Raw genomic sequence first — 12,717 nt, forward strand, 5'->3', positions numbered from 1 at the left:
CGGTCTCTTCACGGACCTCTCGCACCGCCGCGTCTTCGACCCTTTCTCCGAGTTCCACGAAGCCGCCGGGCAGCGCGGGCATCCCACGGAACGGATCGTTCCGACGGCGGACGACGACGAGCTTGCCATCGTGGAGGACGACGCCGTCCACCGCCATCCGGGGATGGCCGCCCCGCGGCATCGAGATCACTCGAGCGAGGGCATGCGGATATCGTGGTCTTTCGCGAACCGCACCGCGTCCTCGTAGCCGGCGTCCGCGTGGCGCACGACGCCCATCCCCGGATCCGTCGTGAGGACGCGCTCGATCCGCCGCTCGGCGTCCTCCGTGCCATCGCAGACGAGGAGCGCGCCTGCGTGGGTCGAGTAGCCGATGCCGACGCCGCCGCCGTTGTGCACGGCGACGAGGTCCGCACCGGCGGCTGTATTGAGCAGAGCGTTCAAAATCGGCCAGTCGGCAATCGCATCGGACTTATCGCGCATCCCCTCCGTCTCGCGGTATGGGGAGGCGACCGAGCCGGCGTCCAAATGGTCCCGCGTGATGACGATCGGGCCGCTCAGCTCTCCCGACGCGACCATCCGGTTGATGGCCTTCCCGAACCCCGCGCGCTCGCCGTACCCGAGCCAGCAGACTCGCGCGGGGAGGCCCTCCCACGGCAGGTATTTCTCCGCGAGGGGGATCCAACGCGCAAGCGTCTCGTCCTTCGGGAACTCCCGCAAGACGACGCTGTCGGTCTTGATGATATCGTCCGGATTGCCGGTGACGGCGACCCAACGGAACGGTCCTCGACCTTCCGCGAAGAGCGGACGGATGAAGAGGGGCACGAAGCCCTGGAACGCGAACGCGTCGTCGACGCCCGCCTCTTTCGCCTGCCCGCGGATGTTGTTCCCGTAATCGAACACCACGCTCCCGCTCCGGAGGAACGCCAGCATCGCGCGCACGTGGATCGCGATCGATTCCCGCGACCGACGGAGGTACTCGTTCGGATTCGACGCGCGGAGCTCCGCTGCCTCGCCGACGGTCATGCCGCGAGGAATGTAGCCGCCGAGAGGATCGTGCGCGCTCGTCTGGTCCGTCACGATATCCGGCCGGATCCCCCGCTTCGCGAGTTCCGGGTGCACGTCGGCGCAGTTCCCGACGAGGCCAATTGACAGCGGCGTGCCGCTCGCCTTCGCATCGAGGGCCATCCCGAGCGCCTCGTCGAGGTCGTGAACGAGGCGGTCGCAGTAGCGGTTCGCGACCCGCCGCCGAATCCTTGCCTCGTCCGCCTCGACGTCGAGGCACACGCCCTCGTTCATCTTGATCGCGAGCGGTTGCGCGCCGCCCATGCCGCCCATCCCGCCCGTGAGGACGAGACGGCCTTTCAGGGAGCCGCCAAAGTGTTTTCGGGCGCACGCCGCGAACGTCTCGTACGTACCTTGGACGATGCCTTGCGAGCCGATGTACGACCAGCCGCCCGCGGTCATCTGCCCGTACATTGTGAGGCCGAGCTTCTCGAGCTCGTAGAACGTCTCCCAGTTCGACCACTTCGGGACGAGGTGTGCGTTCGCGATGAGGACGCGTGGCGCATCGCGATGCGTCCGGAAGACCGCCACGGGCTTGCCGCTCTGCACGACAAGCGTCTCGTCCTCACGAAGACTCTGGAGCGTCTCGACGATCCGATGGAACGCCTCCCAGTTCCGCGCGGCCTTGCCCGTGCCGCCGTAGATAATCAGCTCGTCCGGCTTCTCCGCGTTCTCGAGGTTGTTCTCGAGCATCCGGAGGATCGCTTCTTGCCGCCAACCGAGGCAACGCAAGGCGGGACCGCGCGCCGCCTTGATCCGCTCCATGCGGACGACCATAGTTCCAGGCGGCGTAAAGTCTTTTCCCGCACATCGAGCGTCCGTCTCGCGCTGCCGATATCGCAAGATACTTTGGTGGTGGCGACGATGAGGACGCGGCATGGTCTGGACCACCCGCCGGCTGATCGCGGTCCTCTCGGTTCCGTTCGCGCTCGTTCTCGCGACGGTCGTCGTGGCGACGTACATGGTCCCCAGGGTGACGTTGCAGGCCGATCAGCCGACGTACCGCGTCGGCGACCCGGTCCGATTTTTCGTGCACAACGGGCTGGAGGACCCGGCGTTCCTCGCGTGCGCGGCCCCGTGGCACATCTCCCGCGAGGTCGACGGTGCCTGGCGGCCGGTCGAGGCCCACCTCTGCTTGGCCGTGATCGTCCCCGTGGCTCCGGGCGAGACGCGGAACTGGACTTGGGTCAGCCAGACGACGACGGACCGTCCGGACCTCGCGCCCGTGGAGCCGGGTCGCTACCGCATCGAGATGTCCGTCATGACGCAGTGCGCTTCGCCCGGGCAGGGCTGCACGACCGTCCCGCTGACCGCCTATTTCCGGTTGCAGTGAGCGCGACTCGCGGATCAGAGGCGCGACGACACGACCGCCATCGCCTCGTGTCCGATCGCGTCGGCGCGCTTCAGCAGACGGTCCGCTTCTTCCTCGACCCGCTCCCGGAACGCTTCGTCCTTGATCGCGGCGAGGTTCACGTAGCAGTTGAGGCTCGAGCCGCGGATCGCGGCTTCGGCGAGGAGGACCGCGACGCCGGCATCCGTCGTCGCGCCGCGATTCCCCCTCTTCACGGCCGCCTCGGCGAGTTCGAGCGCCTCGATGCAGCGGCGCATCGTCTCGAGCGGCACCTCCGTCGCGGCCCGGTACGCCGCCTGCATGGCCTCGACCCGTGCGGCCTTCTGCGGCGGGGTGGCCTTCGGCAGCCGGGTCGCCGTCAGGACCGCGTCGTACGCGCGCGCGTCCTCGTCGACGAGCGCTTCGAGCCTCGCCTGCGTCTCGCGGGCCTTCGATTCGATCTGGGCGAGCTCCGACTCGGCGTCCTCGTACCCTTTCTTGCCCCGGGCGAGGCCCGCCACCATGCGGCTCAGAGCGACCGACAAGGCCGCGGCGAGGGCGGACGCGCTCCCGCCTCCGGGCGTCGGCGTCGCGGCGGCGACGGACGCGAGGAACTCCTCCACGCTCTGGTCTTTCACTCCCACAGCCGCGTCTCCAGGATCTGGGCTCGATGGAATCGCGCGAGCTTGAAGTATTGGGTCGCTCCGTCGACGAGCGCATCGAGCGGGACGAGTCCGACGATCTCACTCTCTGCGATCTCCACGCCCTCCTGGTCCGCGAGCCGGCGGATCGCCTCGAACGCCTGGACGAGCGACGTCCGGCGGTAGTCGACCATGTTCATCGACACCTGGACGAGGCCTCGCTCGGAGAGCGCGAAGCCTTTCGCGCGGACCGCCGGGAGTCCGCCGTCGCTCTCCCGGATCGCCCTCGCGATGCGTTTCGCGATGCCGACGTCGGCCGTGCGCAGGTTCACGTTCCACGCGATCAAGAGGGGCCGTGCCCCGACGATGCAGGCGCCGGCGGTCGGGTGGAGCCGCGCGGGGCCGAAATCCGGCTTGCGGTCGGGGTTCGTCTCGATCTCGGCCTTGAGGCCTTCATATTCACCGCGCCGCACGTCCGGGAGGGCGCGGCGGTCGGGCCGCGTTGCGGCTGCCTCGTACAGATAGACCGGGACGTGGAGCTCGTCCGCGATCCGCTGGCCAACGGCCCGCGCGAGGGCGACGCAGTCGGCCATCGTCGCGCCCGCGATCGGGACGAACGGGAGGACGTCGAGGGCACCGACCCGAGGATGCTCCCCCCGATGGGCGTTCATGTCGATCCCCTCGACCGCGGCGGATGCAGCTCGAAACGCGGCTTCGGACACCGCCGGCCGGTCGCCGACGAACGTGATCACGGAGCGGTTGTGGTCCGCGTCCATCTGAACGTCCAAGATCCGCACTCCCCCGACGCGGGCGATCGCGGATCCGATCGCGTCGACGACGTCCTTGCGGCGCCCTTCGGAAAAATTCGGCACGCACTCGACGACCTCGACCATCCCACGCTCCGGAGAGCGCGACGAAGCCAACGATTCCTTAAAACCTTTCTCGGCGCGTGCGGGTCGCGCCTCCAGTGGGAAATGGGAAGTTGGAAGGCGTCACCTGCTTCTTCTGCGGCTACTCATTCACGGAAGGAAAGACCCCACCGTAAGCGTATTATCGCCCGCGTCCTTTGTGGGCGCGTCCCATGAAGAAGGACGAGGAATTCAGCGAGTGGTATAACGGCCTCGTCGACGGAGCGGAGCTGAGCGACAAGCGCTACCCGATCAAAGGGATGAACGTCTGGCGCCCGTACGGCTGGTCGATCATGAAGCTCATCGATCAGGCGATGCGGGAGGAATTCGACTCGACCGGCCACGGCGAGGTGAACTTCCCTGTCCTGATCCCGGAGACCGAGTTCCAGAAGGAGGCGGACCACGTCAAGGGCTTCGAGGGCGACGTGTTCTGGGTCACGCGCGGCGGGTTCAACGAACTCGACGTCCGGCTCCTCCTCCGACCGACGTCCGAGACGGCGATGTATCCGATGTTCAAGCTCTGGATCCGCAGCCACGCGGACCTCCCCCTGAAGGTGTACCAGATCGTGCCCGTATTCCGCTACGAGACGAAGATGACGCGGACGTTCATGCGCGTCCGTGAGATCCATTTCTTCGAGGCGCACACGGCCCACGCGACGTTCGAGGACGCGGAGCAGCAAGTCCAAGAGGACCTGCAGATCAACGAGCGCCTCATGCGGCTCCTCGCGCTGCCGTACATCGTCTCGAAGCGTCCGGACTGGGACAAGTTCCCCGGGGCGCACTACAGCCTCGGGTCCGACACCCTCCTGCCTTCGGGCCGGTCGCTTCAGCTCGCGACGTTCCACCAGTACCGCGACAACTTCGCGAAGGTGTACGACGTCACGTACGAGACGGAGGCCGGCGAGCACCAGTTCGTCCATCAGACGACGGATGGGATGAGCGAGCGCATCCTCGGGGCGGTCCTCGCGATCCACGGCGACGAGAAGGGGCTCGTGCTGCCGCCCGCCGCGGCGCCGATCCAGGCGGTCATCGTGCCCGTCCTCGAGAAGGGGCGGCAGGAGCCGATGCTCCTCGAGTCGCAGCGGCTCTTCCTCGAGCTCCGGGAACGGATGCGGGTGAAGCTGGACGACCGGGACGTCCGTCCGGGCGAGAAGTACTACTACTGGGAGGCGCGCGGCGTGCCGCTGCGCGTCGAGCTGGGGCCGCGCGAAATCGAGAAGACCATGGTCACCGTCGTCCGCCGTGACACCGGAGAAAAGCGGGAGCTGCCGCGGGACGCGCTCGGCGACCGCCTGCGGTCGGTGCTCGAGCTCATGCAGATCGCGATGTGGGACCGCGCGGAGAAGATGATCCGGCAGAACACGTTCACGATCACGTCCCTCAACGAGGCGAAGGACGGCTTCAATCGGATGGGCTGGTGCGGCAGCGAGGCGTGCGGCAAGACGATCGCAGACCAGACCGCGATGAGCGTCCTCGGCACGCCGTTCTACCCCGAGGAGTTCAAAGGCGAATGCATCGTCTGCGGCAAGCCGACCAAACAGGTCGTGTACGTCGCGAAGGCGTACTGACCCCGCGGGCCGACCCCTCCGGCCGTTCGGGGGAGAGCGGCGGTCTACCGCCCCGGCGTCGCGTCCTCGATGGGGACTTCAGTTTCCGGATTCTCGATCCGTACCCGGAGCAGCCGGTGCAGGGGTCTCGCGGTAAAGGAGCATCCCGACGATCCCGAAACCCACCAACACCACCGTGACCGCGTACGCGCCGACCCATTCCGGCCGGAGCAGGTTCCACGATCCGTACGAAAGGCCCCAGAGCACGTAGAAGAGGATGCCCGCGAGCAACGTCAGCGCGTAGAACCAGAACGCCACGCTGCGCGGGAACGGAATCTCAGGCACGCCGCGAGCAGGGTGCGTCCGAATAAGAACCTTTCCCGTCGAGGGGTTGAGTCTCTTTCGACGGACTGCAACCTAGTCCATCAACCGTTCGGCGGTCTACGCCTCCGGACGCGCGGGATCGTCCTCGCGAGCCGCCCCCGGGTTCGCGCCCACCATGCCTCGACCCTCGGATATGCCCCCGGGTTCTCCTCGACCCAAAAGAGGAATGCGAGGACCAGGAAGAACGCCGCGAGGACGATCAGCAGGTAGAACGGCCACCGGGGGATCGGCTCCTTGACGCCGAATGCCGAATCCGGAAGAATCCCGTCGACGCCGAGCACGGTCAAGTTCACGTTCCCGCGACACCACGGCGGCGTGCAAGGGTTGGTGTACGTTTCGTTCTGGGCGAGGTCCCACAGTGCGGCGGAGAAGTAGCCGGGGGACGCCATCCGATACCGCGTGAGGTTGCCGGTCGTATTGAACTCGAGCCAGAAGCGCACAAAGTAGCTCGACTGCGAGAAGATCGTCCCGTGTGGCATGTCGTCGCTGTCCGCCGCCGTGAGCACCATGAACTCGAGCGGGATCGACCCCAGGTTCGGGTCCACTCGACCCCGGGTCCACGCCCACTCCCGAGGGGACGACGGGCTGCTATTCGCAATCCTCGGATACGCATAGGCCCACGCATCGTCAACCGGGATGCTCTCGTCGATCGTCGCGTAGCGGTAGATACTGACATTAAGCCGGACGTCGAAGATCGGCTCCGAAAACGTCGAGTTCACGTCGAATACGAATCGGCCGCTTTCCCCCGGCGCGAGCTCTGGCGTCTGTTGAATATCGATGAGCTTGTTCACCTTGCCGACCGCGCCGAAATCCTCCGCCGATGTCGACGGGATAAAAAGCGAGGCCACGATCAAGGCTGCGAGGGCCAAGGCCGGGGCCCGCATGATGCGCGCCGATGCGGGTGGCTCCTCATATACATATCGCGGTTTGTATCGCGGAGAAGAGCACATGGGGAGGCAGACGAAGACGTACGGCCTGGACGCGGTCGAGGTCCCCCAGCGGGAGGCCGCTGCGGTTCTGGGTGGGCTCTTGTCAATCGACCTTGTCGACCGATCGCGACGGATTTCGAAACGCGGCGGGTCGGTCCTCATCCCAGTCCGTGCGGAACCGGAAGTCGACCTCTCGCGGTACGCCGCTCGACTTGTCCGTGACGTCCGTCTGCCTCCCCGGACCCCGCCACGCAACCCGAAATCGCGCCTGACGGCTGAATTGGCGGCAATGGGAGTCCCGCTTGCGTTTGCCCCGACGAAATGGGAGCGAATCGGGGACGTCGTTCTGATCCGAGTGCCTCCCGCGGGGCGGTCCTATGCGCGGAAGATCGCGGCGGCGTTCGGCCGGGTGCTGCACGCGCGCACGGTCGTCCAGGACCTCTCCGGGATCCACGGCCCTCTTCGCGTCCCGTCGATTCGGGTGTTGTGGGGAGACGGGACCGAGACCGTGCACGCCGAGGGAGGCGTCCGATACGCGCTCGACGTCGCGCGGGTGATGTTCTCCGCCGGAAACCTCGCGGAGCGAATCGGGGTCGCGGAGCGCGTGCCCCCGGGCGCGGTCGTCGTCGACCTGTTCGCCGGGATCGGCTACTTCTCGCTCCCGATCGCGGTCCGCGGTCGCGCCGAGGTCGTGTACGCGTGCGAACTCAATCCGGTCAGCTTTGGGTACCTACGAGAGAACATCCGCCGCAATCGGGCCGACAAGATCGTGCCGCTCTTCGGCGACTGCCGCGACGTTGCACCCCGAGGAATCGCCGACTGGGTCCTCATGGGCCACTTCGACGCCCGGGCGTATCTCGATGTCGCATTCCGGACCCTCCGCGGCCGGGGGACGATCGTCTATCATGAGCTGTGCCCGAAGGAGCAGTACCCGGACGGGTTGACCCGTCGCCTCGCGGCCGCCGCGCGGGCCCACTGGATGCGCGTGAGCGCGATCCGAACCCGCATCGTGAAATCGTACGCCCCGGGAATCGTGCATTCGACGGCGGAAGTGGATGTCACCCCACAGACTCGCACGACGGCGAGCGAAAGGCATAAGTAGGGTGAGTCCCTGGAGAAATCGGTGATGAAATGAATTGCCCGAAATGCGCCGCGGAATTGCCCGCGGAAGCCGCGTACTGTCCGTCGTGCGGTGCGCCCCGGAGCGAGATCGACCGGCTCCTCTGGGAAGCGTCGAAGGCCGCGAAGAAGGCCGTCGAGGCCGGCACCGCCGCCCTGGATCGTGCCGCGAAGGAGCTCCAGCCGACCTTCGACAAAGCCGTAGAGACGGTCCGGCCTGCGGTCGACGCCGTCGGGAAAGCGACCCGCGAGGTCGCCGCAAAGGTGAGGCCCGCGGCCGAGAACACCTGGCGCACCGCCAAGGAAGTCACCGACAAGACGATTGCCGTCGTCAAGCCACCGGTGACCAAGGCCGCCCGGACGACCGGCGCCGCCGTCGACAGAATCAAGCAGAAGGTCCGCGGGGCGCCGTAGTAGCGGCACGCAGGGAGTCCCATCCAAACCGTTTTCTACGCAGGCGCACGTAGTGGGCTCGTGGGCCGACCTGCCGCGATCGGAGCGTTCCTCCTGCTGGCCTTCTTGATCGCCGCGATCGCCGTTCCCGCGGGGACGGTGTCGACGACCGGGAAGGGCCCGCTCGCCGCCCCGAGCGGCGTCCTCCTCGTCACGTTCGACATCGCCGTCGACGCCGGGGCCGCGGACTACGTCGAACGGGCGGCGCAAGCCGCGATCGCGGCCCACGAGGACCTCGTCATCGTCATGAACACTCCCGGCGGGCTCCTCGTGAACATGCAGCAGATCGTCGTGTCGATCCAGTCCGTCCAGGACAACGGCCTCGCCGTCTATACATACGTCCCGCCGGTCTCGCTCGCGGCGTCGGCGGGGAGCTACATCGCGCTCGCGACGAACGCGATCTACATGGGGAATGGATCGATCATTGGCCCGTCGACCCCGTACATCGTCGGCGGAGACCCCAGCCAAGTCGAGCATGTGCAGAACGCGATGATCGCGTACATCAGCGCCCTCGCGGGGAAGAACGGATACAACGTGACCGCGGCGGCGAACATGGCGGCGAACAACACTGCCTACACCTCGGTCGAGGCGAACCGGATCCGCCTCATCACGGGCCTCGCGGACAGCCTCCCCTCGTTCTTGTCGGCCGTGGGCCTGAGCGGACTCCCCCTGACGGCCTACGATGAACCGCTCTACGATCGGATCCTCAGCTTCCTCAGCGATCCGACGGTGGACGGCCTCTTCATCCTCGTCGGCGTCATCGCGCTCGTCCTCGACCTCTTCCACCGGACGCTCTTCCTGAGCATCCTCGCCGTGGTCTTCATCGCGTTGGGGTTGCTCGGCGCGCAGGTGATCGGCGCCTCGATCGTCGGGATCCTGATCCTCATCATCGCGGCCGCCCTCGTGATCCTCGAGGTGAAGGCGGGCCACGGCCTCTTCGCCATCACGGGCATCACGCTCGGCATCGCGGGCACCTACCTCCTCGCGTACAACGTGCAGTATTCCCCGTCCCCGTACGGGGTCGGTCAGTATGTCGTCCTGGGAGGCACCGGCGCCGCCCTCGCCGTCGCGTTCGTGTATCTGACGCGCATCCGGAAGGCGCTCATGGCGCAGCCGAAGCTCATCGATCCGGGCCGGATCGTGAACATGACGGGCCGCGCGACGACGGACCTCGTCCCGGGCCAGGACGGGGTGGCGAACGTCGGGGCGGAGGATTACACCGCGCAGGCCGACCGGTTCATCCCGAAAGGCTCGCTCATCCGCGTCACCGGCTACGCGGAGGGAAAGATCCAGGTGACGATCGCCACGCCCGAGGGGCAAGCGCCGTCGGCGTCGAACGAACCCTCGGCGGCGCCGCGATCGTCGCCCTAACGGGTCCCCGAGCCGTCACGTCCGGTCTTTCCGGACGGTGAGGGTCACGTTGTCCCGGTCGACCTGCGTGACGACGATCGGGTCCTCGCGATCGATGTCCTCCACGGCGACCGCGCTCCAAGATTCATGTTCGACGTGGACGACTCCTTTCCCACCGGCCTTCATCGCGACGACGACCTTTCCCGTCTTCCCGACGAGCGTGTCGCCGGAGAAATACCGCTGGGTGATGACCGTCGTCGTCGTCCGCTGAAATGCGAACGCCAAGCCGACGCCAATCATCACGATGAGCACGCCGGACGCGAGGTAATCGAACCGGCCGACGAGCCAGCCGTGGGCGATCAGGTAGATGCCGAGCGCGACGACGGCCAGGACGAGGACGAGAGAGCGTGCGCCGTACAGGAAGAGCCGGTCGATGAGGCTCGATTCCGGCACGTTGGGACCCTCACTTGTCCGCCGCCTTCCCGGCGCCTCCCTCGACCGACGCGAGCACGTTCCGGAACGGCCGCACGAGCTCCGTGAACTCGAGGGGCAAGATGAACTTCGTGGCCGGGCTCGTGCCGAGCGTCTTCAGCGCATCGAGGTACTGGAGCATGAGCGTCTTCTCGTCGACGCCCTTCGCGGCCCCGAAGATCGTCGAGAGCGCGTTCGCGTACCCCTCGGCGTTCAGGATCGCGGCCTGTTTCTGCCCCTCGGCCCTCAGGATCGCGGATTGCTTGTCGCCCTCCGCGACGGTGACGGTGGCGGTCTTCCTCCCGTCGGCTTCGATGACGACGGCACGCCGGCTCCGCTCGGCGGACATCTGGAGGATCATCGCGTCCGTGACGTTCTTGGGAGGGAGGATCTCCCGGATCTCGACATTCGTGACCTTGACGCCCCAGCGGGTCGTGACCTCGTCGAGCTTTGTCCGGAGGACCGCGTTGATGTCCTCCCGCTTGGACAGCACCTCGTCGAGGGCGATGTCGCCGATGACCGCCCGCAGCGTCGTCGTCGCGATCCCCATCGCCGCTCCCTCGAAGTTGTTGACCCGGATGACCGAGTCGGCGGCGCTCGCGACCTTCAGATAGACGATGAAGTCGACGTCCACCGGCGCGTTGTCCTTCGTGATGCACGTCTGGTGCGGGATGGTCAGGTAGCGCTCCCGTAGGTCGACGCGGACGGGCTTGTCGATGCCCGGGATCACGAACACGATCCCGGGGCCTTTCTCCGCCTGGGCCTTGCCGAGTCGGAAGTTCACGATCCGCTCGTACTCCTTGACGATTTTGATGCTCGCGAACAGCACGATGAGGACGATGATGACGAAGATGAACGCCCCGACCGCCGCGCCGACCAACTCCGCCCCTTGCAGCGCGGTTACCGAGCCCACGTCGAACGGAGTCCACAACCCCAACGTGCCGGTTCCCCCGACGGCAGATGCCCGCTCCCGACTTAAGGCCATTGCCGGATTGCCGCGAGCCTCGTGCGTACGGATTGAAACCTTTATCCCGACGAGGCCGGTTCGGTGGGGCCGTGCCCCCGGAGGACCGGCTCCAAGCGGTGTCGCGCGGGTCCGAGGAGGTCGTCACGCGCGAGGAGTTGCGGTCGCTCATCGAGCGGGCCGGGACCCCACGGGCCTACGTCGGACTTGAGCCCTCGGGGCTCATGCACATCGGCACCGCGTTCGTCATCGGGTCGAAGGTCGGCGACCTGATCCAGGCGGGCTTCCACACGATCGTCTTCCTCGCGGACTGGCATGCGTACATCAACGACAAACTCGGTTCGAACCTCGAGAACCTCCGCGTCTGCGCGGAGTACTTCAAGGACGCTTTCCGCGCGGTCGGCGTCCCGGACTCGGTCGAATACCTTTATGCGAACGAATTCGTCCGGCACCCGGAGTACTGGCAACAGGTCATCCGGGTATCGAAGGCCTCGTCCGTCGCGCGCGTCCGGCGGGCGCTGACGATCATGGGCCGCAAGGAGGAAGAGGGGGACCTCGACGCCTCGAAGCTCATCTATCCGGCGATGCAGGTCGCCGACATCCACTGGATGGACCTCGACCTCGCGCTCGGCGGGATGGATCAGCGGCACGCACACATGCTGTACCGCGACGTCGCGCCGAAGCTCGGCTGGAAGCAAGTCGTCGCGCTCCACACGCCCCTCCTGCCGGGGCTCCAAGGCGGTGGCCGCATGGATCCGATCGCCGGAAAGATGTCGAAGTCGAGGCCGGACGCGAGCCTCCTCCTGAACGACCTGCCCGAGGAGATCGAACGCAAGATCGCGAAGGCGTTCTGCCCCGCACAGGAGACGGTCGGCAATCCGGTCCTCGAGACGGCCCGCCTCGTGCTGTTCCCGCGCCGCGGCCGGCTGACGATCCCTCGGGACTCGAAGTTCGGCGGGGACGTCGCGTACGATTCGTTCGGGGATCTCGCGAAGGCGTACGGAAGCGGCGCGCTCCATCCGAAGGACCTGAAGGCGGGCGTCGCAGCGAGCGTGAACGAGGAACTCGCGCCCGTCCGCAAGTACTTCGAGGCCCATCCCGACAACCTCGCGGCCGTCATGCGGATCGTGCGGAACGGGTGAGGTGTGCGCCAGAACGACCAAGCCGCCCTGCTCGCCGCGATCGCGGGCGCCCTCCTGCTCATCAGTGGGTCCACGGGAGCCGGTCGGGTCGATCGCTTCTTCACGTTCCTCGAGGAGCTTTTCGGCAGCCGCCCCTTCTTGATCGTCCTCGCGTACATCTTCGTCGGCATCGCCTCGCTCGGCGGGATTGCCGTGCTCCTCGGCGGATTCCTCATCTGGAAGGACCGCGTGCGCACGGGACGGCTCTTGATCCTCGTCGGGTCTGGCGCGGGGTTCTTCACGCTGCTGCTGTTCCTCCTCATCAACCTGCGCCGGGAGGAGTTCTCACTCCTCGCGAGCGTTCTGCCCGCCATCTTCGGCATCGCGATCGGGATTGCGGCCCGGGTGCGCGCGAAGGCAACTCCGATCCTCTGAGCG

At 66.9% G+C, this 12,717-nt stretch carries 15 protein-coding genes; 7 read left to right on the plus strand and 8 right to left on the minus strand.

Features of this window, described 5'->3' with window-relative positions:
• Positions 1–181, minus strand: a 181-nt coding sequence (locus tag VF992_08370; GenBank protein HEX9341165.1) for an NUDIX domain-containing protein, incomplete at its 3' end; no start/stop codon positions are given.
• Positions 182–186: 5 nt separating this feature from the next.
• Positions 187–1,827, minus strand: a complete 1,641-nt coding sequence (gene hutU, locus VF992_08375; protein HEX9341166.1) for a urocanate hydratase — start codon at positions 1,825–1,827, stop codon at positions 187–189.
• A 112-nt stretch (positions 1,828–1,939) separates the two neighbouring features.
• Here hutU and VF992_08380 point away from each other — a divergent pair, with 112 nt between their 5' ends.
• Positions 1,940–2,395 carry a hypothetical protein gene (locus VF992_08380; protein HEX9341167.1) on the plus strand — a complete coding sequence of 152 codons (456 nt, stop codon included), beginning with the start codon at positions 1,940–1,942 and terminating at the stop codon, positions 2,393–2,395.
• Positions 2,396–2,409: 14 nt separating this feature from the next.
• Here the strand turns inward: VF992_08380 and VF992_08385 are convergent, their stop codons facing one another.
• Positions 2,410–3,036, minus strand: coding sequence for a cyclodeaminase/cyclohydrolase family protein (locus VF992_08385; GenBank protein ID HEX9341168.1), 627 nt, complete (start codon positions 3,034–3,036; stop codon positions 2,410–2,412).
• Positions 3,027–3,926, minus strand: a complete 900-nt coding sequence (gene ftcD / locus VF992_08390; protein HEX9341169.1) for a glutamate formimidoyltransferase — start codon at positions 3,924–3,926, stop codon at positions 3,027–3,029. The genes VF992_08385 and ftcD overlap by 10 nt, the downstream gene beginning before the upstream one ends.
• A 188-nt stretch (positions 3,927–4,114) precedes the next feature.
• On the opposite strand from ftcD, the gene proS reads away from it, so the two are divergent.
• On the plus strand, positions 4,115–5,509 hold the full coding sequence (gene proS, locus VF992_08395) for a proline--tRNA ligase (GenBank protein HEX9341170.1): 1,395 nt from the start codon (positions 4,115–4,117) through the stop codon (positions 5,507–5,509).
• A gap of 78 nt (positions 5,510–5,587) precedes the next feature.
• Here proS and VF992_08400 read toward each other — a convergent pair whose 3' ends face one another.
• Positions 5,588–5,833: a hypothetical protein gene (locus tag VF992_08400; protein HEX9341171.1), complete on the minus strand. Its 246-nt coding sequence runs from the start codon at positions 5,831–5,833 to the stop codon at positions 5,588–5,590.
• Positions 5,834–5,913: 80 nt separating this feature from the next.
• Positions 5,914–6,756, minus strand: coding sequence for a hypothetical protein (locus VF992_08405; GenBank protein ID HEX9341172.1), 843 nt, complete (start codon positions 6,754–6,756; stop codon positions 5,914–5,916).
• A gap of 64 nt (positions 6,757–6,820) precedes the next feature.
• On the opposite strand from VF992_08405, the gene VF992_08410 reads away from it, so the two are divergent.
• From VF992_08410 to VF992_08420, 3 genes are read left to right on the plus strand one after another with little or no spacing between them, the layout of a single operon-like run.
• Positions 6,821–7,903 carry a class I SAM-dependent methyltransferase family protein gene (locus tag VF992_08410; GenBank protein ID HEX9341173.1) on the plus strand — a complete coding sequence of 361 codons (1,083 nt, stop codon included), beginning with the start codon at positions 6,821–6,823 and terminating at the stop codon, positions 7,901–7,903.
• A 29-nt stretch (positions 7,904–7,932) separates the two neighbouring features.
• On the plus strand, positions 7,933–8,334 hold the full coding sequence (locus VF992_08415; protein ID HEX9341174.1) for a zinc ribbon domain-containing protein: 402 nt from the start codon (positions 7,933–7,935) through the stop codon (positions 8,332–8,334).
• 60 nt (positions 8,335–8,394) lie between these two features.
• On the plus strand, positions 8,395–9,744 hold the full coding sequence (locus tag VF992_08420; protein ID HEX9341175.1) for an NfeD family protein: 1,350 nt from the start codon (positions 8,395–8,397) through the stop codon (positions 9,742–9,744).
• A gap of 15 nt (positions 9,745–9,759) precedes the next feature.
• Here VF992_08420 and VF992_08425 read toward each other — a convergent pair whose 3' ends face one another.
• Both VF992_08425 and VF992_08430 read right to left on the minus strand, forming a co-directional pair.
• Positions 9,760–10,176 (minus strand): NfeD family protein, encoded by a 417-nt coding sequence (locus VF992_08425; protein ID HEX9341176.1) that lies wholly within the window; start codon positions 10,174–10,176, stop codon positions 9,760–9,762.
• Positions 10,177–10,186: 10 nt separating this feature from the next.
• The gene (locus VF992_08430; GenBank protein HEX9341177.1) at positions 10,187–11,179 is read right to left on the minus strand and encodes an SPFH domain-containing protein; all 993 of its coding nucleotides are present in this window, start codon (positions 11,177–11,179) and stop codon (positions 10,187–10,189) included.
• Between the two features lie 71 nt (positions 11,180–11,250).
• Here VF992_08430 and VF992_08435 point away from each other — a divergent pair, with 71 nt between their 5' ends.
• On the plus strand, positions 11,251–12,300 hold the full coding sequence (locus tag VF992_08435) for a tyrosine--tRNA ligase (protein HEX9341178.1): 1,050 nt from the start codon (positions 11,251–11,253) through the stop codon (positions 12,298–12,300).
• Positions 12,301–12,303: 3 nt separating this feature from the next.
• A complete protein-coding gene (locus tag VF992_08440) occupies positions 12,304–12,714 on the plus strand; it encodes a hypothetical protein (protein HEX9341179.1) in 411 nt (136 codons plus the stop codon).
• Positions 12,715–12,717: the final 3 nt, after the last annotated feature.

The organism is Thermoplasmata archaeon (assembly GCA_036395115.1).
Classification (GTDB): Archaea; Thermoplasmatota; Thermoplasmata; order RBG-16-68-12; family RBG-16-68-12; genus RBG-16-68-12.

Excerpts from the sequence above, each read along its gene's own strand:
- hutU (HEX9341166.1), bottom strand. The coding sequence starts at position 1,827 with ATGGAGCGGATCAAGGCGGCGCGCGGTCCCGCCTTGCGTTGCCTCGGT.
- VF992_08380 (HEX9341167.1), top strand. The coding sequence starts at position 1,940 with ATGGTCTGGACCACCCGCCGGCTGATCGCGGTCCTCTCGGTTCCGTTC.
- ftcD (HEX9341169.1), bottom strand. The coding sequence starts at position 3,926 with ATGGTCGAGGTCGTCGAGTGCGTGCCGAATTTTTCCGAAGGGCGCCGC.
- proS (HEX9341170.1), top strand. The coding sequence starts at position 4,115 with ATGAAGAAGGACGAGGAATTCAGCGAGTGGTATAACGGCCTCGTCGAC.
- VF992_08405 (HEX9341172.1), bottom strand. The coding sequence starts at position 6,756 with ATGCGGGCCCCGGCCTTGGCCCTCGCAGCCTTGATCGTGGCCTCGCTT.
- VF992_08410 (HEX9341173.1), top strand. The coding sequence starts at position 6,821 with ATGGGGAGGCAGACGAAGACGTACGGCCTGGACGCGGTCGAGGTCCCC.
- VF992_08415 (HEX9341174.1), top strand. The coding sequence starts at position 7,933 with ATGAATTGCCCGAAATGCGCCGCGGAATTGCCCGCGGAAGCCGCGTAC.
- VF992_08430 (HEX9341177.1), bottom strand. The coding sequence starts at position 11,179 with ATGGCCTTAAGTCGGGAGCGGGCATCTGCCGTCGGGGGAACCGGCACG.